The sequence below is a fragment of the Arcicella lustrica genome, assembly GCF_034930985.1.
Taxonomy (GTDB): Bacteria; Bacteroidota; Bacteroidia; order Cytophagales; family Spirosomataceae; genus Arcicella; species Arcicella lustrica.
In genome coordinates this window covers 53,256-75,246 of record NZ_JAYGIM010000013.1, presented here as the reverse complement: position 1 = coordinate 75,246, position 21,991 = coordinate 53,256, and the positions used below count along the sequence as shown (strand labels likewise).

The window sequence follows — 21,991 nt, the reverse complement described above, 5'->3', positions numbered from 1 at the left end:
TCTCTTTTTTGTTGATTTTAATATTTCAAGTAATTTGAATGATATATTCAACATTACATTCAAAATAAAGGATATTAAATCGTTTGACTTAAATGAAGACTAGCGATAAATACTCAATTTTTTAAAGTAGTTGTTTTTCTGCCATTTCATCCTTTAATTGTACGCCACTTATTTTTTTTACTTTTATTTCATTAAGTAAGTAGAAAATCTTTTCTGAAGCTAACTCATAATTTAATCCTTCTGGACGAATATTCGAAACACAATTTCTACTTTCGTCGGTCAGTCCTAATTGTGGTTGATATGTAATATACGCACCCATACTGTCGGGAGATGTTAGTCCGGGGCGTTCGCCAATTAAAATGATTACGATACTTGCCTTTAGTAAAAAGCCAATTTCATCTGCAATGGCTACTCGTCCTTGTTCAACGATGCAAATCGGGGCGATTTCCCAGTTTTCAGTTTGAAGTTTAGGAATTAAATGATTCAAAAAAGGAAAAGCGTGTTCATTGACGGCAGTTGCCGAAAGTCCATCGGCGATTACAAAACAAATATCTGATTCGCTGGCATCTTCTTCCAATAAAATTTTTCTGGATGCTTGGTTGATTGTTCTACCTAAATCGGGTCTTTGTAAATATTGTGAACGAGATTTTACTTCACTTTGTAGCCTTAATACTTCCAAATTAAAATGCAGTAAAAAGGACTGAAACAATTCTGCTACTTTTAAATCTGAATAAACAGCATCACGGGCTTGCGCATGGTCTGCTTGAAATTTCAACAACTCTGTCGTAGGCAAACTATGCCCAACCCGACCACGAGCAATACGAGCGGGAGTATAATTTTGCAAAAATTGCCATTGGTCGGCTTTGTTGATTTCCATGTTGTGATTCATTGAGGGATTTAATGAATGAGCGATTTAGTGATTAATCATTGAATTAAGAAAATTATTATCAAATTCTATTTATGTATCAATAGCGTGGGAATTTATTCCCTCCAATCGATGAATATTTTTAAAATTCAATTTACACCCAATCAATTGGGAATAAATATTTTATAATCTAATTAATGCTAAATTAATATGAATGACGGGAATAAATTCCCGCCCTATTAAAAAGAAAAAACTCCTCACTCCGCATTCAAAACTCATCACTCAATCCACTCCATATTTCTTCTTTATCTCCTCATCCAAAGGCAAGAGGTATTTATCTCCAAAAGCCTTTATCCATTCTTGTATTTCCTCAAATTTATAATCTAAAGGTTCGCCATCACCGTAACTCATTAAATTACCCTGCTGTGTTTGTAAATCTGTTTTAACAATGGCTTTGCCAACTGTGACATAGAGATAGCGATTGTTTATAATATCAATATCTGTTGGTACTTTATTTAACCATAAGGTTTGAATTAGTTTACCCGCAAAGGTATCATACGTTTTTACTTGGTGGCTTCCGTTCTGTCTTATAACCAAAAATTGAGCATTTTTAGAAAACTCAAGTTGAAGAATACCATTTTCATTTTTCATAAAAAATGGAGGAATACCGTTTTCTATATTTCTTATTTTAGTATTCTGGCGAAATATATCATTACTCGAAACAAACCATTTACCATCAGGTGAAAAAAAATCAATTGCAATATTGTCTTCATTTTCTATAAATTTGGGAGATTCCCCATTATTTATATCTCTTATTTTCAAAAAGTTTCCTATTAATTTCTCTCTTGTAACAATCCATTTATTATCGGCAGAAAATGATACACTTACATAATTATTAATACCTTTTAAGAAACTTGGTGTTCTATCTTTCTGTTGCTCAACTTGCCATATTGTTATATCACTTATAATACCTGTTAGTATAGCCAAAAATTTACTATCTGGAGAAAATGATGCTCTAAAAATATTTTTATCTTTGATACAATCTAATTTTTCTCCACTATCAACCTGCAAAATATCGGTATTACCTAAAAACTTACTCCCAATAAACCATTTGCCATCTGAGGAAAATGAAATATTGGTATATCTCTCTTTACCAATTAAAAACTCCGCAGGACGTTCGTTTTTCAAGTCCCATACCTCGACATATTCTTCATACTGTTTTTGAATAACAAGCCATTGACTATTATAATCAAAAGAGGCTTTTTTTATATTTTTTATATCTCTTAAAAAATAAGGTACTTGCCAAGTTGTTGTTGCCAAAATGTTAATGGAATCATCAAAATTTTCAATGATGATCCATTTGCCATCTGAAGACAATGAGGATGTTTTAATTTCTTTATGAGATTTAGAGATATTAGTTATTTCATCTGAAGTAATTTCCCACAACGTTTGAATACCTTGCTCTTCATCTTCTGTTGTAATAAGCCATTTACTATTGGGAGAAAATTTGGGATTAAAAATATTGTTCTCATTTTTAAAAAGATCAAGAAATATCCCTTCTTTTATTTGCCATACTTTAGATGTACTGAATAATTTATTGGTCTTTACCCATTTGCTATCATTTGAAAATCCAACACCGAAAATAGGCTGATCATCTTTTAATACATCATACAAAACGCCGCTTCTAAAACTCCATGCTTTAGAACTTGCTGTACTATCATATATAGTGATTAGCCAACTACAGTCAGGTGAAAAAAAAGCATCCCTAATATTATTCTCATTCTTTAACAAATTAGGAACTTGACCGTTATCGATATTCCTAATTTTAGTATTAAAAGTGCTATCTCTTGTAATTAACCAATTATAATCAGGAGAAAATTTGGCTTCAATGATATTTTTATCATTTTTCAAAAATTCAAGAACAGTATCTTTATTAATATCCCATACCTCTACATTTTTAGTTGTATCAACTACTATAATTAAATTACTATCTGAAGAGAAAGAGACATCCCAAGTATACATATTATTCTTGTGGAATTTTAATGCCCTTTTTGAAACATCCCATATTTTCAATTTCTTTTCTTCATCTAATGTCACAAGCCACTTACCATCTGGAGAAAGAGTAGCGTTAAGAATATTATTTTCATCTTTTAAGGAATAATGTAATCTACCTGTATTAACTTCCCAGACTTTGGCGTGATGCTCTTTGTCTAATGTTAATAGCCATTTATCATTCTTTGAGAAAGATGCTTTCTCTATTTTTTCGTTTTTACTCAAAAAACCATGAGACCTTAATGTATCTAATTGCCAGACTTTTGCACGGTAATTCGTATCTATGCTTATAAGCCATTTACCGTTAGAAGAAAAAGATAAATCATAAATATTATTTTCACTATTTAAAAAAGAAGAGATTTTCCCATCATCAACTTGCAAAACTTTTTTCCTTTTGCCAAATAAACTACTTATAATAAGCCACTTACTATCACATGAAAAATCAACTCCACCTATCTTATCATTGTCGTTCTTATAATATAAATCATAATGATTTTGCATTGAGGTGTTCCAAACTTCGTAATGATGATTTTTCCTTATTACTAAAAGCCATTTACTATCAGGAGAAAATTTTATTTCTGAAATATTTTCAAACATCTTTTTCTTTCGCCATTGATGGGTATTACTTTTTTGAAAGATTATTTTGCTTTCATCTCGGATATTATTTATGGTACTGACATCTTTTGTTTTTTTATACGCTTTTTCTAATAATCTCATACTTTGTATAGGAATTATCTTTTCTGCTTGAGATGTCCAATAAAGAGCTTGAGCATTATTTTTTTCTATAATGGCTTGTTCCTTGGCTTTTTTCTCTCGAACTAAAGATTTTTCAACTTCATTAGTAGCTCTGTTAGCCAATATTTTTGCGTCATTAATGTTATTATAAATTTTAATATTGAGCAGGTTGGTTTTTTTTCTAATAGAGTCTGCATCTTTATTTTTAAAACTCTCTAAGCATAAATAAATAGCATTGATTTTCTCTAATGCTTTTTTATAATTATAATTGCCCTTAGCATCTTTGATTGTGTCTTTTTCAGCAGAGTAATATATATCCCAGCAAGGTGATTTTTGTCCTACTAATAGGATAGGATTAAAAAAAAGGATAAAAAAGAGGAGAGCGAATATTTGTTTCATCTTTACTTTGCTAAAGCTGATAGTTTTTTCATTTTGAATTGAACAGAATCTGTATTTTTGAAGCTTTGATAATCAGCCCTTAAATGAATATTATTTTGTAAAGAGTCTATGTAATGAGGAAATCCAATATTTTTAAAAACTTCTGCTTTAGAAATAGCATCGTTAATTTCTCTTATCAATACTTTTTCTTTGGATATTTGTTCATCATTATAAAGATTCCAACCAACAATACTAATAATAGTCAGCATCATACAAATTACCAATCCCAAAGTAGTCATGTTTTTGTTAACACTATTAAAATTACGTTCCCTAACAATATCTTCAATCACTACATTGGAGGGTTTAGAGCCTCTAAGATTTTCAAGTGTTTCGGGAATATAAACAAAACTGTCATTTTTAGAAATTTTAGGATTTTTAAACTTTGCCAAGGATTCATTGATATTAATGGCAATGATATTTTTGGAAAATGTTGTTATTTCTTCATCAATCCAATCTGTATTCCTAATACTTAAAGGTTCTGCCGCTTGTGGAGAAGCAATTAAAATCATTTTACGGCTTCGCTTAAGTCCTGTTTTAATCTCTCTGGGCAAAGCATTGCCGGGAAGAATCTCAGATTCATCTACAAAGCAATAAATCCCTCTGCTGTATAGGCTGGATTCCAATGATTTCATATACCCATAAGCATCCGCTCTACGATATGAAATAAAGTAATCCCAACCAAAAAGTTTTATTTTTAGGCGGTCAAAAAAACTGTAATTGTTCATAGTTTATAACTGATTTATAGACAATTTCTAAGCCCCTTCATCACCAAATATATGGCTTCCATCAGATGATTCGTTTGAAATAGTCTTAGATTTTCCTCTTCTGAAAGTCCATTATGAAGGTCTTTCCATGATAGATTTTGAAAGAAAGCATTTATTGATTCAATTGAAGGAACATTTGAAGGGTCTTTTTCTTGATAGAGATGTTGTAAAGCCTTGTACTTTTCAGAAAAATAATCTTTATGTTCGCTTGTAATTAATGCCGTCTTTTGGGTAATAGTTTGTATTAAACAACGTGTTGCTCCACCAAACATTCCTATTAAATAAATTGGCTTTTGGGTTTTAAAGCCCTCGTAAGCCTCCTCTATTATTCCTGCATAACAACCTTTAAAACCTCCTAATTTGCCACCCATTAATATTAGAGCATCACTATTAAGATTCTTTTCTCTACGCATTTTAGTTAAATTTTTTGCCCATAAAAAAGTATTCTCAATGGTATCAGGAGCAACAAATTGATAATCTTTTTCATCAAGTAAAAATAGGGCATCTGGTTTAACCTTTACAATCCTCACTCTGTTTTTCTTAAATTTCACTTCTTGTTCTAAAGTAAGTGGACAATAAATTGGATATGCAAAATAGTTAATGAAAGGGGAATATTGAGCGTCGTCTTTTACTCGATATTGAAAAGATAATTCTAAAAATTTTTCTAAAAAGCCATTTTCTCTTAAATCTCCACCATATACAATTGTTGCTCCTTGTACTAATAAGTGTCTTGTCAATTCAATAATAGAGTCTTGTAAATGTAATGATGACATTCCGAGTTCTTCTAAATCCTCAGAATCTGAAATAGAGAAGGCTATTTTTTTTCGATTTAGGGCTGTATTGTTTGGACTAAGCGTGTTTAAATCTGTCTCAATCATTTCCAACAATTGCGTTGAAACCCCAGTAATATTGATTTCTTGCTTATCTATGTTAGTTTCCATATTTTATAAATATTGGAATGAGTGTGATGGTGTTACAAAATTGATGTCATTATTTACCTCATTAAGAATCTTTAGTTCCTCATTACCTAATGGTGGGTCAGGATATAAAACCAAGACAGGCTTATCGGTATTTTCTTGACGAAGTTTTAAAATATCAAGGTAATTAAACAGCTCTGGAGGATTACTTAGAATATGACAATGATATTTTTTTTCTAAATCATAAAGAGCGATATGTTTTTCTAAAAACTTTTGAGCAAAGAGGTTTACCAATACTTGGATAATTGCTAAATCTATAATATCATTAAAACTTCCATTCCATTTGATGGTGGGGACATTGCCTAAATAAGGAAAACTTCTTCTTTCTTGTTTTTGTATATGATGAACAACAACGATAGGACACTTTTTCCTTTTGGCAGTAGATACTTCAATCTGACACCATTCTCTTGTAGAATAAGCATCCGTAAGAAAGACTATCATAGCAGTATTTTTATCAATATTACGATTGATTTCATCAGAGAAATCATATCCATCTGCTATATCATTGGTATCAAAAAAGGTATTTGCTTTTAAATTGTTTTCAATGTAATTCTTGAAACTAATTGCTAATTCTTCTCCATCTGCTTTGGCATGACTCAAAAAAAGCTTTACGGGTGGTCTTGGTGTAATTGTGGTGTTTGTGTTTACTACGTCATTGACAGATTGAAGGTCCAACATCATTCTGGTAATATCATGTAACAACCTACTTTTAAGTATTTCCCATTGTTTATCTAAATTATTAGTTTTCATCAAATTGATACTTTGGAAACGGGAAAAATTATTCTCTTCCAAAAAATAATTAGAGACAGAAGATAGTACAATAGGATAAATACGATTATTATCGTCTAAATTCGGAAGAATATTTGATACATATTCTTCCCAAATAGCATCATTAAACATATTATCGTCAATTAATAAAACAATAGCATTTTTATCTGACTCTTGAAAATTAATAGAAAGGATTTCATTGTTTTTATTAGCCTTATTTCTATAAAACACAGGGATATTTAAGTTTCTACTTAATACATAATCAGTATCTCTGTTGAAGTTTTGATAGATTTTATTAGCAAAAAAAACGCCATCACTAAAATTAGGATGCCATAAGACATATATGGATAGGGGAGAAGAATACATTGTGTGGGCTGTTTTATTATAACTAAACTTAGATATTCGTTGGATACAAATTGATTATTTGTGTTCAAACAATTCTAAGTTAATGAAATAAAAAAACAAAAACTCAAAGAAGTTCTTAATTTTATTATACGGTAAAGGCAATGTATATCAAGGCTTTATAAAAACATTAAAAGGAGTTTTAATCTAGTGATATGTCAATTGCATCTAGTGATACGAAGATTTCATTTAGTGATATATCAATTACATCTTGTGATACAAGGCTTTTATTTAGTGATATATGAATTACATCTTGTGATATGAGGATTTCATTTAGTGATATGTCGATTGAATCTTTATATGTGATGATTCAATTTAGTGATATGACAATAATATTTAGTGGTATGCCTTCTTCATTTATATAATTGAATAATTATCAGTTGTTTATCAAATAAAAATGCTATAATCGGTAGAAGTAATTTGCTCTTTTGTTAACTTTATGTATAGATAAATTAATATTTCCACCTTTAAATCATTCTACCAATGGCAACAACAACAGAGGCTACCTTCGGTGCTAAACTTGCTAACGCAATCACCATTTCAACACACTTAAAAGGTTTTACAGGTTATATTGCTCCAACATCCGAAATTACGATTGAGGCTTATGATGCCCTAATTGCTTCCACTAAAACCGAAAACACTAAGGTTATTACCCAGCGAGCCAACTACTCTGCCGCAGTAGAAACAAGGCTTAAATTATTTGCTAACGAAACAAACTCCGTCGCCAAACTGATTAGTCCAATTTTGGCTACAGTTAGGGCTACATTAGGAAAAAATGCCAAAGAGGTATCTGATATTTCTGCCATTGCCGAGAAAATTAGAGGGAAGAATAGTCCAAAAGCAAAAGAAGGAGAAAATGTTAATACCATAAGTCAGTCAGAGCTTTCTTATGGAAGCAAAACCCAGAATTTTTCAGATTTAATCAGTATTTTAGTCAGTTTAGGAACTGCTTATAATCCTGCCAATGAAAACGTAAAGTTGATTACTTTACAAGCCAAGCTTGAAGCAATCAACACGGCTAATATCAATGTTGCCACTACGCTTGGTTCATTGAAAACAGTATCTGACCTCCGTAATACTTATTATGAAAAGTTGTCTGAAGTTACCCAACGCATCAAAGAATCTGTAAAAAGTCAATATGGTGTAGCCTCAGTTGAATACAAATTAGTGAAAGGTTTGAAGGTGTGATTACATATTACGGTTGACAATAAGGGTTGAACATCCTGTAAGTTTTAAAAGCCATCAATGTTATTGGTGGCTTTTTTATGAATATTGACAAGAACTTTTTATTTCCAAGCATCTATTACTCTAATCTAAACATTACATTTAGTAGTTGCTGATTCCCCATCTTCAACCTCATTTTCCCGTCAAAAATATTCATTTTCATTAGCCATGCTTCAAACTCTGGGGCGGGGCGTAAGCCTAATAAATGTCTTACATAAAGTGCATCATGAAAAGAAGTACTTTGATAATGAAGCATTACATCGTCTGCTCCGGGAACGCCCATGATAAAATTACAGCCTGCCGTTGCCAACAAAGTAAGCAAAGTATCCATATCATCTTGGTCGGCTTCGGCATGGTTGGTGTAACAAACATCTACGCCCATCGGTAGACCTAAGAGTTTTCCACAAAAATGGTCTTCTAAACCTGCTCTGATAATCTGTTTGCCATTATACAAATACTCTGGACCAATAAAGCCCACAACAGTATTTACCAACAAAGGATTAAAATGCCTTGCCACAGCATAAGCACGGGTTTCACAAGTTTGTTGGTCGAGTCCGTGATGAGCGTTGGCGGAAAGTGAACTTCCTTGTCCCGTTTCAAAATACATCAGATTATTTCCTACAATTCCTCTTTTTAAGGAAAGTCCCGCTTCATAACCTTCTTGTAAAATATTCAGGTTTACACCAAAAGAAGTATTCGTAGCTTCTGTTCCGCCAATGGATTGAAATACTAAATCGACGGGTGCATTTTGTTCAATGGCTTTTATCGTTGTGGTAATATGGCTCAAAATGCAAGATTGCATAGGAATGTCAAATCGTTGACGAACAGCATCCAACATTTCAAGTAAACGAATAACGGTTGGAACATTATCAGTTGCAGGATTTATACCAATTACAGCATCGCCACTTCCATAGAAAAGCCCGTCAATCATACTAGCGGCAATTCCTTTAAAATCATCTGTGGGATGATTGGGTTGAAGGCGAGTAGAAAAATGTCCTTTCAAGCCAATTGTGTTGCGAAATCGGGTAATTACTTCACATTTTGAGGCAACAGTTACCAAATCTTGGATACGCATTAACTTACTTACTGCTGCTACCATTTCGGGTGTTAAACCTTTTTGTAAAGCTTTAAGCGTAAGTGTATCGGTGCTTTCTTCTAATAAAAAATTCCTAAAATCACCAACGGTTAAATGACTGATTAGTGTAAATGCTTTTTCATCATGCGTATCAATAATCAAGCGAGTAATTTCATCTTCTTCGTAAGGAATGAGATGTTCTGTAAGAAAGGTTTTTAAAGGAACATCCGCCAAAGCCATTTGTGCTGCTACTCTTTCCTCAGCAGTACTTGCTGCCACACCAGCCAATTCATCGCCAGAACGCAATGGACTAGCCTTTGCCATCAAGGTTTTTAGGTTGGGGAAATGATAGTTTCGGTTTCGGATGTTGGTTTGATACATGATGAATTGTTATTTACTTATACAAAGAAACAGTTTTTTAGCTATAATTTTCTTTCCTTCATACCCGTTATTTACACTAGTAATATTATCTTGTATTTTTATTTATTCAATCTACTTTTGTATCTGCAATAGCATAACCCCAAGATACAACAAACTTAAACAAACTTCCTCTCGGTGGGGTCAGAGAGTCCTCTTTATCATGAAAAAAGTTACTACCCTTATTGCCGTGGTTGCGCTGAGTTTTATCTCAGGCTTTTCGGTGATGGCTCAAGAAGATTTGAGCAAAAAACTTCTACCAATGGATCCTAAAGTAAAAACGGGAATCCTTCCAAATGGACTTAAGTATTATATCATGAAAAACGCTGAACCTAAGAATAGGGCTCAATTGCGTTTAATGGTAAAAGCGGGTTCTATTTTGGAAAATGATGAACAGCAAGGCTTGGCGCACTTCATGGAACACATGAATTTTAACGGAACGAAAAATTTCCCGAAGAATGAATTAGTTAATTTTCTTCAAAAATCGGGTGTTCGTTTTGGAGCAGATTTGAATGCTTATACTGGTTTCGATGAAACGGTTTATATGTTGCCCGTTCCGACAGATTCTATTGAAGTATTCAAAAAAGGAATGCAAATTTTGGAAGATTGGGCGCATAATGCAACCCTTGAAGCGTCGGAAATTGATAAAGAAAGAGGAGTAGTTTTGGAAGAATCTCGTACTGGAAAAGGAGCGCAAGCACGTATGCGTGATAAGTTTTTTCCGATTATTCTTAAAAATTCGCAATATGCCAAACGCTTGCCGATTGGTAAAGATGACATCTTGAAGAATTTCAAATACGATGTTTTAAAACAATTTCATCAAGATTTTTATCGACCAAATTTAGAAGCAGTTGCTGTAGTGGGTGATGTAGATGTAGCGATGGTCGAGAAAATGATAATCGAAAAATTTAGCGGTATTCAGAACCCTGCCAACGAAAAACCAAGAACAAAATATAGAATTGAACTTACTGGCGGAACAGACGTAGCTATCATTACTGACCCAGAACAACCTAATACGATTGTGCAGATTATGCACAAACAAGAAAAACGCAAAGACGTTACTTATCAAGACCGTCGTGATGGAATGGTTCGTTCATTGTTCAATCAAATGCTTTCGGCTCGTATTCAGGAGCTTACCCAAAAAGCAGATCCTCCTTTCCAATTTGGTTATGCGGGTTATGGCGGTTTCTTGGGTAATTTGGATGCTTTCAACTCGGTGGTTGTCGCAAAAGGTGGAAATATTGAAAAAGGCTTGAAAGCGATTTTGGAAGAAGTTGCTCGTGCGAAGAAATTTGGGTTTACTGCTTCTGAATTACAAAGAGCTAAAACACAATATATGGTTGGACAAGAACAAGCTTTTAAAGAAAAAGATAAAACTGATTCAGAAGGATTGATTGAAGGTTTGGTGGGAGCTTTCTTGGAAGATGAGAATCTTACTTCAACAGAATTTAGCTATGAATTTACCAAGCAATATTTAGAAGGCGTAAAGCTTGAAGAAGTAAATGCTTTGGGGAATTTATTAATTACAGAAGATAACCGTGCGGTGATTTTGATGGCTCCAGAAAAAGACAAAGCTACTTTGCCTACAGAAGCACAAATCAGAGAATGGTTGAATGGAACTGGAAAAGACGTAACAGCTTATGTTGACCAAACGGTTGACAAACCTTTGATTGCGAAATTACCAACAGGTTCTAAAGTAATTGCTACGAAACAAATTCCAGAAGTAGGGCTTACAGAGTTTACTTTTGCGAATGGCGTAAAAGCTGTTTTGAAACCAACAGATTTTAAAAATGATGAAATCTTGATTGGTGGATATAGTTTTGGCGGAACTAATTTGTACGGAGACAAAGATGCTGACAATGCAAGAGTAGCCTCTACAATTGCTTCAATTAGTGGTTTAGGCGAATTTTCAACCGTAAATCTTCGTAAAATGATGACGGGAAAAGTAGCCAGAATTAGTCCATATATTACAGGAATAAGTGAAAATATCACAGGTTCAAGTAGTCCAAAAGATTTTGAAACGGCTTTACAAATGTTGTACAGTTACTTCACACAACCACGTTTTGATGCCGATGTGGTGAAAGGCTTTTTAGCAAATCAACGGGATAATTTGATTAGTCAGCAAAAAACTTTGACACCAGAAAAAGTATATGGAGATTCGCTCAATGCTATTTTAAGTAATTATGCGCCGAGAAATTTACCAATGACGAGCGAAAGGGTAGAGAAAATAGATGCTAATCGTGCTTTCCAAATTTATAAAGAACGCTTTGCTGATGCTTCCGATTTCACATTCTTCTTTGTCGGAAATTTCAAAAATGACGAAATTAAACCTTTACTTGAAAAATACTTAGGTGCTTTGCCATCAACAAAACGCAAGGAAACGTATAAAGATTTAGGAATTCGTTCACCGAAAGGGAAAATTGAAAAAACAGTTTACAAAGGCACAGAACCAAAAGCAAGAGTAACATTGGTTTGGGCTGGTGATTTTGACGGTACAACCGAAAGCGAAACACAAGTAGAAGCTTTATCGGAAGTATTAGAAATTAAATTGATTGAAACCCTCAGAGAAGAAGAATCGGGTGTTTATGGTGTTGGCGTTAGTGGAAGTACTGCTAAAATTCCAGCGAAACGTTACACTTTCCGCATTGCGTTTGGTTGTGCACCAGAAAATGTTGATAAATTGGTAAACCGTACTTTGGCTGAAATTCAAAAAGTTAAAGAAAAAGGAGCTGAGCAAACAGATATTGATAAATTCAAAGCAGAAACTAAACGCCAAACAGAAACACAATTGCGTGATAATGGTTTTTGGGTAAATTATTTACAATCTCAATACCAAGAAGGCGATGATGTAAAATACATTTTGAAAGAAGAAGAAGCCTTGAAAAAAGTAACCGTAGAAAGTACCAAAACGGCAGCTAAAAAGTACTTTGCTGACAATCAGATTAAAGTAATTTTATTGCCAGAAAAGAAGTAAGATTAAGATTTTTAATAAGAAATAAGGCTTGGGAACTTTATGTTTTCAAGCCTTATTATTTTATAGATGCAAACTTATTCAATGAATTAATGTGAGAAGAAAAAGTATTTCATAAAAGGAATCAACCGATATTTACCACATTCCGCATAAATTTGTCTTTTAATCTTTAAATTAGAAGGATATATACCACAGGTAGTCTTGAAGGACATGCCTTGAGCCTACTTTCCCCAATTATGGAACTCTTCATCATATTTGTTTTAATATTAATCAATGGTATTTTTTCGATGTCCGAAATAGCATTGGTTTCCTCACGAAAAGCTCGCTTGGATGCTTCTGCCAAAAAAGGAGATAGTAATGCAAAAATCGCTTTAGAAATTGCCAATGACCCCAATAGATTCTTTTCTACCGTTCAAATCGGGATTACTTTAATTGGTATTTTAACGGGTATTTACAGCGGAGAAAAAGTAACCAATGATATTGAAGCTTTTGTAGCTCGCTTTGCTTTACTTGTACCTTATCAGCATAGCATCGCAGTTGCGATTGTGGTATTGTTAATTACTTATTTCTCTTTAGTTTTTGGTGAATTAGTACCGAAAAGAATCGGATTAACCAATCCAGAATTTATCGCCAAAGCCGTTGCTCGTCCGATGAATATGATTTCTACCCTTACTGCTCCTTTTGTTTGGTTGCTTACTTTTTCTTCTGATTTGCTGATTAAAATTCTGAATATCAAGCCTTCTACCGATAGTAAAGTAACCGAAGAAGAGATTAAGGCAATTGTTCAGGAAGGTGCAGACAGCGGTGAAGTACACGAAATTGAACAAGATATTGTAGGCAGAGTTTTTAGTTTGGGCGATAGAAAAGTTTCGTCTTTGATGACGCACCGTAATGATTTGGTTTTTATTAAAGCATCCTATTCTGTCGAGAAAATTGTTGAAGTAATTAGCGAAGAACTGCATTCACTGTATCCAGTTTATGATAAAGACAAAGACCATATCATTGGCATTGCTAGGTTGAAAGACTTGTTTTTACCACTTAGTCAGGCGGATTTTAATTTACAATCTTACTTACAAGCGCCACAGTTTATCATGGAAACTGCTTCGGCTTATCAGGCTCTGCAACGTTTTAAAGATAGTAGAGTTCATTACGGCATCGTGATTGACGAATACGGACAAACGCAAGGAATTGTTACGTTGAATGATTTACTGGAAGCTTTGGTAGGAAATGTTTCCGATTTCGACCATGAAGGTTATCGCCTCGACCAGCGTGCAGATGGTACTTGGTTAGTCGATGGACAATATCCATTAGCTGATTTTCTTCAATATTTTGAACTGAGCGAATACATCAGCGAATATCCTTTTAATACTTTGGCAGGATTGCTTTTGAATGAGCTTGGACAAATACCACGACAAGGCGACACCATCGTTTGGCAAAATCTTATTTTTGAAATTATTGATATGGATGGAGCTAAGTTGGATAAGGTTTTGGTAAAAAATAATGTAGATACAGAGTAGATACAGAATAGCTAGACATCTCTTTAAAATTGTAGTTTTGGTAATAATCTGCCAAAACTAATTCTTCTTTTATTCATAAAACCAAGCAATAATCTTTATTGAATAGCGGTCTTTTTTGGTAACTTTATAAGATACTTTGTTGTTAAAATGAAGACTGTTTCATTTGCTTACTCACAAACTTGAAATTTATCCATGCCCAATCATACAAAATCTGATATTACAGGTTACGAACAAATTGAGATTCTCGGTGCAAGAGAACATAACCTTAAAAATATTGATTTAATCATTCCTCGCAATAAACTTGTAGTCTTCACTGGAATTTCTGGCTCTGGAAAGTCATCTTTGGCTTTTGATACCATTTATGCCGAAGGGCAGCGACGTTATATGGAAAGCTTTTCGGCTTATGCTCGTAGCTTTTTGGGGAATATGGAACGCCCCGATGTGGATAAAATCAATGGACTTTCGCCCGTAATTTCTATTGAACAAAAAACTACTTCTAAAAACCCTCGCTCTACGGTTGGTACGGTTACGGAAATTTACGATTTCATGCGTTTATTGTTTGCTCGTGCGGCGGAGGCGTTTAGCTACGTAACGGGCGAAAGAATGATTAAGCAGTCTATCGACCAAATCATTGAAGTAATCTTGCAAGATTATCAAAATCAGAAGTTGATTTTGCTCGCTCCAGTTGTAAAAGGTAGAAAAGGACATTACCGTGAACTCTTCGTGCAAATTGCCAAATTGGGTTATACCAAAGTTAGAGTCGATGGTGTAGTGATGGACATTCAGCCTAAAATGCAACTCGACCGCTTTAAGATTCACGATATTGAAATTGTAGTGGATAGAATTGTAGTAAAAACCGAAGAACGTTTTCGTTTGTCGCAATCCGTTCAAACTGCCTTGAATCAAGGCAAAGGTTTGATGATGACTCGTGATGAAAAAGGAGAAGTACGAAATTTTTCAAAGTACTTGATGGACCCAATTTCAGGAATTTCTTACGACGAACCTTCGCCGAATAATTTCTCGTTTAACTCGCCTTATGGCTGGTGTCCGAGTTGCCAAGGTTTGGGAAAAGTAGAAGAAATTACAGAGGAATCTATTCTGCCCGATAAAACACTCAGTATCAGCAAAGGAGCAATTGCACCTTTGGGCGAGTACCGTGATATGTGGATTTTCAAGCAATTAGAAGTATTACTGAAACCATACAAAGTAAATCTGACGACTCCCTTGGAGAAATTTCCAGAAGAAGCCATCAAAATTATGTTGTATGGCACAGATGAACCCGTGCCAGTTCCTTCAAAAAAATACGAAGGAACAGATTGGAATACCAAGTACGAAGGCATTATTGTTTTCTTGAAACGTCAGCAAGAAACAGGTTCAGAGAAAATTCAAGAGTGGTTAAAAGACTTTATGGTCGTGAATACTTGTCCAGATTGTAAGGGATTACGTTTGAAAAAAGAATCTCTTCATTTTAAGATTGACAAAAAAAATATTGCTCAATTAGCAGAATTAGACATCGCTGAATTGGCGGAATGGTTTGTAGGTTTAGAAGACCGCATGAACGAACGCCAAAATGTAATTGCCAAAGAGATTTTGAAAGAAATCAGAAAAAGAATTGGTTTCTTAACAGGTATTGGATTGGAGTACTTAACGCTCAATCGTTCATTAAGAACATTGTCGGGTGGCGAAGCACAGCGTATTCGTTTAGCAACGCAAATCGGTACGCAATTGACCAACGTTTTGTACATCATGGACGAGCCAAGTATTGGTTTGCATCAGCGAGACAATGTAAAATTGATTCAAGCCTTGAAAGATTTACGAGATTTGGGCAGTTCAATTTTAGTAGTTGAACACGATAAAGACATGATGTTGGCTTCTGATTATGTGGTGGATATTGGGCCGGGAGCGGGTCGTCATGGTGGTTCGATTGTTGGACAAGGAACGCCCGAAGAATTTTTAAAGAATAATTCAACAACGGCGAAATTCTTGAGTGGAGAAATTGGGATAGAAGTACCCAAACAACGCAGAAAAGGAAATGGTAATTTCTTGATAATCAAAGGAGCAACAGGAAATAATTTAAAAAATGTTACGCTGAAATTGCCACTTGGGAAAATGATTTCGGTAACGGGTGTAAGTGGTTCGGGGAAATCTTCTTTGATTCATGATACCATGTACCCGATTTTGAATCGTCATTTTTTCAATGCTAAACGTGAACCAATGCCTCATAAATCGGTAGAAGGTTTAGAGCATTTGGATAAAGTAATAGAAGTGGACCAGTCGCCAATTGGTAGAACACCACGTTCAAATCCTGCTACTTATACAGGAATGTTTACAGACATTCGTACACTTTTTGCCGAATTGCCAGAGTCAAAAATCAGAGGCTACAAAGCTGGACGTTTTAGTTTTAACGTAAAAGGCGGACGCTGCGAAGATTGTGAAGGAGCAGGCATGAAGAAAATCGAAATGGAATTTTTGCCAGACGTACACGTAGCTTGCGAAACTTGTAAAGGAAAACGTTTCAATCGTGAGACTTTAGAAGTACGTTTCAAAGGAAAATCCATTGCAGACGTATTGGACATGACCGTAGAACAAGCCGTAGAATACTTTGAAAATCAGCCAAAAATTGCCCGAAAAGTACAAATGTTGAAAGAAGTAGGTTTGGGCTACATTACAATTGGTCAGCAAGCGACGACACTTTCGGGTGGCGAGGCACAAAGAGTAAAATTAGCCGAAGAACTTTCAAAAAGAGATACAGGCAAAACCATGTATATTTTGGATGAACCCACTACGGGTTTACATTTTCAAGATATAAAAGCTTTAATGGAAGTACTCGACCGTTTGGCAGATAAAGGCAATACCGTGTTGATTATCGAGCATAATTTAGATGTAATAAAAGTGTCAGACCATATCATAGATGTTGGTCCAGAAGGTGGACAAAAAGGTGGTCAAATCATTGCCGAAGGCACACCCGAGCAAGTAGCCAAAGTAAAAGGAAGCCATACGGCTAGATTTTTGAAAGATGAGTTGGTTTGAGTGAGGAGGTGAGTTTAAATCTTTGCCGTGGGCTGTGTCTTCACAGCCCACAGTTTTATGAATAGTGAAACTGACATTAATTGTAAAATAATTTTAATAAATATGTTCAACGATAGAGCTATACTTATAAAAAATAAAATGAAAGATGCCATCATTGACAGGCTATTAGTAAACTATAAAAAAGTTACAATTGGAATTTTATATGAATCTCTCCAATATGTAAGCAATGATTTCTATAAAAACGAAGAACTCTTTTATGAATGTTTAGATGAATTGAAAAGTGAGAATAGAATAAACTTTAAAGATATTGAAGACATTTATTGTATAGTTTATCCTGTTTGAAAAACATTGCTGTCGTTTGTGTGGTGGCGGACTGTGAAGACACAACCCAAGGCGAAAGCAAGATATTAACTCTCCCCAAAAAACAATCATGAAAATAGACATCAAGGATTTTGAGTACAACGGCGAAAAGAAGTTTAAAATCAAAAACTCGGATACCAAAGTTAAAGATTTTTATGAATCAGCTGAGGAGTATGAGTTGATGATGGCGGAGATTAAAGAAGTAATTGATAAACGCCAAAGTTTGATGTATGCTGATAACCGTTATGCGATGTTGATGATTATTCAAGCTTCGGATGCGGCAGGGAAGGATGGAACTGTGCGTGCGGTACTTTCGGGAATTAATCCTGCGGGCATTTCTGTACATAGCTTTAAAAGACCAACTCAGGAAGAATTAGACCATGATTTTATGTGGAGAAATATGGTAAAAATGCCTGAGAGAGGAAAAATGGTTTTTCATAATCGTTCGTATTATGAAGAGCTATTGGTGGTAAAAGTACATCCTGAGATTTTATTAAAAAGTGAAAAACTTCCTTTAGAATTTACTAAAGATTTAGATAAAGTATGGGAGCATCGTTATGAAGATATTCGTAATTATGAAAAGTACTTGAATAGAAATGGTACGGTTGTGTTAAAATTCTTTCTGAATTTATCAAAAAAAGTACAGGCTGAACGCTTGATTGAACGCATAAAAGACCCAACTAAAAACTGGAAATTTGAAGAGGGAGATGTAAAAGAACGTGAGTTTTGGAATGATTACCAAGAGGCTTACGAAGAGGTGGTGAATCAAACCGCAGCCAAACATGCTCCTTGGTATGTTGTGCCAGCAGACGATAAAAAGAATATGCGATTGATTGTCAGTACTATTATTTTACACCATATCAAGGCTTTAGAGATGGAGTATCCAGAAGCAGATGAGGCTCGCCAAGCTACTTTGCTACAACTCATCAAGGTAATCGAGCAACAAAATGAATAAGCTAATGTGAAACTATTTTGGTAAATTGCAGGCTTAAAGACAAAAAGATTATCATGCGACTGAATTTCAAGGACTTAATTATATTTGAGAACGACGATTATATTATTATCAACAAACCTCCATACATTGCTTCATTAGACGAACGTCAGGCTGATAATTCACAGAGTATTCTTCGTTTAGCGAAAGAGTATTCGGATGATGCCCAGTTGGCTCACCGTTTGGATAAAGAAACTTCTGGTGCTTTAGCAATTGCTAAAAATCCAGCAGCATATCGCCATTTGGCTATGCAATTCGAGCACCGTCAGGTAGAAAAACGCTATCATGCTGTAGTAAATGGTGCACATGATTTTGAAATGATTTCAGTCTATTTGCCCATCGCTCAGAAAAGAGATGGAACACAAGTAATGATTGACCGCCAGAAGGGAAAAGAGGCTGAAACAATCTTCAATACTATCAAAGTATATCGTAACCACACTTTGGTAGAATGTATGCCTATAACGGGCAGAATGCACCAAATTAGAATTCACTTGGTGTGTTTGAAAGCACCAATTGTTTGTGACCCAACGTATGGCGGAGAGTTTATTTACTTGTCTGATTTAAAAAGAAAATTTAATCTGAAAAAAGATACCGACGAATTGCCTTTGATGAAAAGAGTAGCACTTCACTCTCGTTCTTTGACCTTTAAATTATTGAATGAAGAGGTTATCGCAGTAGAAGCGCCATATCCTAAAGATTTTGAGGTTTTGGTAAAGCAGTTAGAGAAGTTTTCGTAATTTTGCGCCCATCCAATTCAAGGCTCTCGGCTCCGTAGTTCAATGGATAGAATGTAGGTTTCCGGTACCTAAGATGAAGGTTCGATTCCTTCCGGGGCCACAAATAATCAGAACAAACCCTTAGCATTTAAAATGTTAGGGGTTTTGTTTTTTGTTAGGACATTTTGTACGAAAGTTTTAATATAGCATATTATTGCCGTTATCGGCAAGATTAGTCCAAGGAAGGATGTTTATTTGTTGTATATTTGCCGATAACGGTATATATAAGAGAAATTATGAATTATATTTCAGTAAGTGAATTCGCAAAAAGATGGAGTATTCCAGAAAGAACTGTCCGGAATTACTGTGCTACAGGAAGAATTCAAGGTGCTTTCTTGACAGGTAAAACTTGGAATATTCCAAATGATGCTACCATCCCCGAAAAAGGGAATAAGAAGAAGTTTAGTAACAATCCCTTACTCAACCACCTCAAAGAGCAAAAGGACATGAAGCTCAAAGGTGGTATTTACCATCGTACACAGATTGACTTGACCTATAATTCAAATCGTATTGAAGGAAGTAAGCTGACACACGACCAAACCAGATATATTTTCGAAACCAATACTATTGGTGCATCCCAAGAAAGTATAAATGTTGATGACATCATAGAAACCACCAACCACTTTCGCTGTATTGATTTAATCATTGAAAAGGCAAAAGTCAAACTAGCTGAACCTTTCATTAAAGAGTTACATTTTCTTTTAAAATCAGGGACTTCTGATAGTAGAAAAGATTGGTTTAACGTTGGCGAATACAAAAAATTACCAAACGAAGTTGGTGGTAATGAAACTTGTCCACCTAAAGAGGTTGCTGCAAAAATGAAAGAACTACTTTCTTCTTATCACAACATCGAAAAGAAAACTTTTAAAGATATTATCGACTTTCATTATCAGTTTGAAGTTATTCATCCTTTTCAAGATGGCAACGGACGTGTTGGTCGGTTGATTATGTTTAAAGAATGCCTTGCCAATAATATTGTACCGTTTATAATAGATGAAGACCTAAAGTATTTCTATTACAGAGGTTTGCAAGAATGGGATCATATAAAAGAATATCTGTTGGATAATTGTTTTACCGCTCAGGATAATTACAAGACTATTCTTCAGTATTTTGAAATAGCATTCGAGTAGATTATCCCTTAAAATCATGAATATTGTAAATGTCACTACAGAATTCATATTCAGAAGGTTGATTAGAGCAGATGAATAACAAACGTTGTTTGGAGTATTCTTGTACATTCTTTAAGTACCAGTTACTAGCGTTGTTATCAAGATTAGAAGTTGGTTCATCAAGCATCAGAATCTCGCAGTCAGATAGGAACGAAAGCCCTAATTTTACTCTTTGCTTCATTCCAGATGAGAAATACTTTATCTCTTTGTTTTTAGCCTGCGGTAATTCTATAAAATCAATGAATTGACTGATAGTAAGTCCGTCTCTTAATGGCTTAAACTTGATATGAAAGGCTAGAAGCTCGCTTAAAGTAAAGTCTTCGATAAGTTCTAAGTAAGGAGCAGTGATGCTAATGTGTTGATAGAAACTATCGACTTCAAGGGTTTTATCGCCATCTTGAAAACTAACAGTTCCTTCGCTATGGGGCATAAAGCCCGAAAGTACTTGAAGTAAAGTAGATTTTCCACTACCATTCGCACCCGTAAAAGTATAGGAATTTCCAGCATGAAAGGTCAGATTTACGTTTCTGAAAATCCATTCATTTCTGAATTTTTTACCAAGATTTTGAGTGATGATGTGCAATTTATCTGTGCTGATTAAATAAAAATGGTTGATAATAAACGCTTTAAACATTTACTATCAACCCTTTTAAAAATATTAAGAAAGACCTTTCATGATACCTCTTTCAGAGTTACGGATGAAGTTTACAATTTCATCACGTTCAGAAGAAGCAGGAAGATTGATTTCAATTTGGGTTAAAGCATCAGTAGTATTTAAGTTTTTCAAATAAATATACCTGTATGCTTCCTGTATTTGCGAGATTTGTTCTTCAGAAAAACCACTTCTTCTTAGGCCAACCGAGTTAATACCTACATAACCAAGTGGCTCACGAGCAGATTTTGTATAAGGAGGAATGTCTTTTCTAACCAAAGCTCCACCTGAAATCATTACATGTTTTCCGATTTTTACAAACTGATGAACAGCAGCAGTACCGCCAAAACGAGCGAAATCTCCCACTTCTACGTGTCCAGCCATTTGTACGTTATTGGCAATAATTACATTGTCGCCGATGATACAATCATGAGCAATATGGCAATAAGCCATGATTAAGCAATTTTTACCAATTTGTGTTTTATACTTATCAACAGTACCTCTGTTGAGGGTTACACATTCACGAATTGTAGTGTTATCACCTACGATGGCAAGGGTTTCTTCGCCTTGAAATTTTAAATCTTGTGGAATAGCAGATATTACGGCACCCGGAAAAATACGACAATTTTTACCAATTCTTGCACCAGGGAAAATCGTTACGTTTGAGCCAATCCAGCTACCTTCACCAATTTCCACATTTTGATGAATCACCGTAAAAGGTTCTACGACCACATTCTGAGCAAGTTTGGCGTCGGGATGTATGTACGCTAAGGGTTGTGTCATATTTTTTTATTGATAACAACGAATA

General features: G+C 34.6%; 15 protein-coding genes and 1 tRNA gene. 8 read left to right on the top strand and 8 right to left on the bottom strand.

Annotated elements, in window-relative coordinates; translation table 11 throughout:
• Positions 1-121: 121 nt before the first annotated feature.
• The 5 genes from eutC to VB798_RS16905 form a co-directional block, all read right to left on the bottom strand.
• Positions 122-877, bottom strand: a complete 756-nt coding sequence (gene eutC / locus VB798_RS16925) for an ethanolamine ammonia-lyase subunit EutC (RefSeq protein WP_323260457.1) — start codon at positions 875-877, stop codon at positions 122-124.
• Positions 878-1,147: 270 nt separating this feature from the next.
• Entirely contained in the window at positions 1,148-4,051 is a 2,904-nt protein-coding gene (locus tag VB798_RS16920; RefSeq protein ID WP_323260455.1) for a WD40 repeat domain-containing protein, read from the bottom strand.
• Positions 4,052-4,053: 2 nt separating this feature from the next.
• Positions 4,054-4,815 (bottom strand): toll/interleukin-1 receptor domain-containing protein, encoded by a 762-nt coding sequence (locus VB798_RS16915; protein WP_323260453.1) that lies wholly within the window; start codon positions 4,813-4,815, stop codon positions 4,054-4,056.
• A gap of 14 nt (positions 4,816-4,829) precedes the next feature.
• On the bottom strand, positions 4,830-5,795 hold the full coding sequence (locus tag VB798_RS16910) for a hypothetical protein (protein WP_323260451.1): 966 nt from the start codon (positions 5,793-5,795) through the stop codon (positions 4,830-4,832).
• A gap of 3 nt (positions 5,796-5,798) precedes the next feature.
• Entirely contained in the window at positions 5,799-6,965 is a 1,167-nt protein-coding gene (locus tag VB798_RS16905) for a toll/interleukin-1 receptor domain-containing protein (protein WP_323260449.1), read from the bottom strand.
• Positions 6,966-7,484: 519 nt separating this feature from the next.
• Here VB798_RS16905 and VB798_RS16900 point away from each other — a divergent pair.
• On the top strand, positions 7,485-8,189 hold the full coding sequence (locus VB798_RS16900) for a hypothetical protein (protein ID WP_323260448.1): 705 nt from the start codon (positions 7,485-7,487) through the stop codon (positions 8,187-8,189).
• Between the two features lie 115 nt (positions 8,190-8,304).
• Here the strand turns inward: VB798_RS16900 and VB798_RS16895 are convergent, their stop codons facing one another.
• The gene (locus VB798_RS16895) at positions 8,305-9,681 is read right to left on the bottom strand and encodes an ethanolamine ammonia-lyase subunit EutB (protein ID WP_323260446.1); all 1,377 of its coding nucleotides are present in this window, start codon (positions 9,679-9,681) and stop codon (positions 8,305-8,307) included.
• A gap of 199 nt (positions 9,682-9,880) precedes the next feature.
• Between VB798_RS16895 and VB798_RS16890 the strand changes: the two genes are divergently transcribed.
• The 7 genes from VB798_RS16890 to VB798_RS16860 all read left to right on the top strand — a co-directional run bounded on the left by VB798_RS16890 (position 9,881) and on the right by VB798_RS16860 (position 20,492).
• Positions 9,881-12,691 (top strand): M16 family metallopeptidase, encoded by a 2,811-nt coding sequence (locus VB798_RS16890; protein WP_323260443.1) that lies wholly within the window; start codon positions 9,881-9,883, stop codon positions 12,689-12,691.
• Positions 12,692-12,924: 233 nt separating this feature from the next.
• On the top strand, positions 12,925-14,205 hold the full coding sequence (locus VB798_RS16885) for a hemolysin family protein (protein ID WP_323260441.1): 1,281 nt from the start codon (positions 12,925-12,927) through the stop codon (positions 14,203-14,205).
• A gap of 192 nt (positions 14,206-14,397) precedes the next feature.
• Positions 14,398-17,235, top strand: coding sequence for an excinuclease ABC subunit UvrA (gene uvrA / locus VB798_RS16880; RefSeq protein ID WP_323260439.1), 2,838 nt, complete (start codon positions 14,398-14,400; stop codon positions 17,233-17,235).
• A gap of 430 nt (positions 17,236-17,665) precedes the next feature.
• Entirely contained in the window at positions 17,666-18,550 is an 885-nt protein-coding gene (locus VB798_RS16875; protein ID WP_323260437.1) for a PPK2 family polyphosphate kinase, read from the top strand.
• 53 nt (positions 18,551-18,603) lie between these two features.
• Positions 18,604-19,323: an RluA family pseudouridine synthase gene (locus VB798_RS16870; protein ID WP_323260435.1), complete on the top strand. Its 720-nt coding sequence runs from the start codon at positions 18,604-18,606 to the stop codon at positions 19,321-19,323.
• A gap of 28 nt (positions 19,324-19,351) precedes the next feature.
• Positions 19,352-19,423: transfer RNA gene (locus tag VB798_RS16865), tRNA-Arg, on the top strand.
• A gap of 175 nt (positions 19,424-19,598) precedes the next feature.
• Positions 19,599-20,492 (top strand): Fic family protein, encoded by an 894-nt coding sequence (locus VB798_RS16860; protein WP_323260433.1) that lies wholly within the window; start codon positions 19,599-19,601, stop codon positions 20,490-20,492.
• Position 20,493: 1 nt separating this feature from the next.
• Here the strand turns inward: VB798_RS16860 and VB798_RS16855 are convergent, their stop codons facing one another.
• Together VB798_RS16855 and lpxA are read right to left on the bottom strand one after the other, a co-directional pair.
• Positions 20,494-21,165, bottom strand: coding sequence for an ABC transporter ATP-binding protein (locus VB798_RS16855; protein WP_323260431.1), 672 nt, complete (start codon positions 21,163-21,165; stop codon positions 20,494-20,496).
• A gap of 24 nt (positions 21,166-21,189) precedes the next feature.
• Positions 21,190-21,966: an acyl-ACP--UDP-N-acetylglucosamine O-acyltransferase gene (gene lpxA, locus VB798_RS16850; RefSeq protein ID WP_323260429.1), complete on the bottom strand. Its 777-nt coding sequence runs from the start codon at positions 21,964-21,966 to the stop codon at positions 21,190-21,192.
• Between the last annotated feature and the right edge of the window lie 25 nt (positions 21,967-21,991).

What these genes read in the sequence shown, in the direction of transcription:
- eutC (WP_323260457.1), bottom strand. Translation starts at nt 877, where the DNA reads ATGGAAATCAACAAAGCCGACCAATGGCAATTTTTGCAAAATTATACT.
- VB798_RS16920 (WP_323260455.1), bottom strand. Translation starts at nt 4,051, where the DNA reads ATGAAACAAATATTCGCTCTCCTCTTTTTTATCCTTTTTTTTAATCCT.
- VB798_RS16915 (WP_323260453.1), bottom strand. Translation starts at nt 4,815, where the DNA reads ATGAACAATTACAGTTTTTTTGACCGCCTAAAAATAAAACTTTTTGGT.
- VB798_RS16910 (WP_323260451.1), bottom strand. Translation starts at nt 5,795, where the DNA reads ATGGAAACTAACATAGATAAGCAAGAAATCAATATTACTGGGGTTTCA.
- VB798_RS16905 (WP_323260449.1), bottom strand. Translation starts at nt 6,965, where the DNA reads ATGTATTCTTCTCCCCTATCCATATATGTCTTATGGCATCCTAATTTT.
- VB798_RS16900 (WP_323260448.1), top strand. Translation starts at nt 7,485, where the DNA reads ATGGCAACAACAACAGAGGCTACCTTCGGTGCTAAACTTGCTAACGCA.
- VB798_RS16895 (WP_323260446.1), bottom strand. Translation starts at nt 9,681, where the DNA reads ATGTATCAAACCAACATCCGAAACCGAAACTATCATTTCCCCAACCTA.
- VB798_RS16890 (WP_323260443.1), top strand. Translation starts at nt 9,881, where the DNA reads ATGAAAAAAGTTACTACCCTTATTGCCGTGGTTGCGCTGAGTTTTATC.
- VB798_RS16885 (WP_323260441.1), top strand. Translation starts at nt 12,925, where the DNA reads ATGGAACTCTTCATCATATTTGTTTTAATATTAATCAATGGTATTTTT.
- uvrA (WP_323260439.1), top strand. Translation starts at nt 14,398, where the DNA reads ATGCCCAATCATACAAAATCTGATATTACAGGTTACGAACAAATTGAG.
- VB798_RS16875 (WP_323260437.1), top strand. Translation starts at nt 17,666, where the DNA reads ATGAAAATAGACATCAAGGATTTTGAGTACAACGGCGAAAAGAAGTTT.
- VB798_RS16870 (WP_323260435.1), top strand. Translation starts at nt 18,604, where the DNA reads ATGCGACTGAATTTCAAGGACTTAATTATATTTGAGAACGACGATTAT.
- VB798_RS16860 (WP_323260433.1), top strand. Translation starts at nt 19,599, where the DNA reads ATGAATTATATTTCAGTAAGTGAATTCGCAAAAAGATGGAGTATTCCA.
- VB798_RS16855 (WP_323260431.1), bottom strand. Translation starts at nt 21,165, where the DNA reads ATGTTTAAAGCGTTTATTATCAACCATTTTTATTTAATCAGCACAGAT.
- lpxA (WP_323260429.1), bottom strand. Translation starts at nt 21,966, where the DNA reads ATGACACAACCCTTAGCGTACATACATCCCGACGCCAAACTTGCTCAG.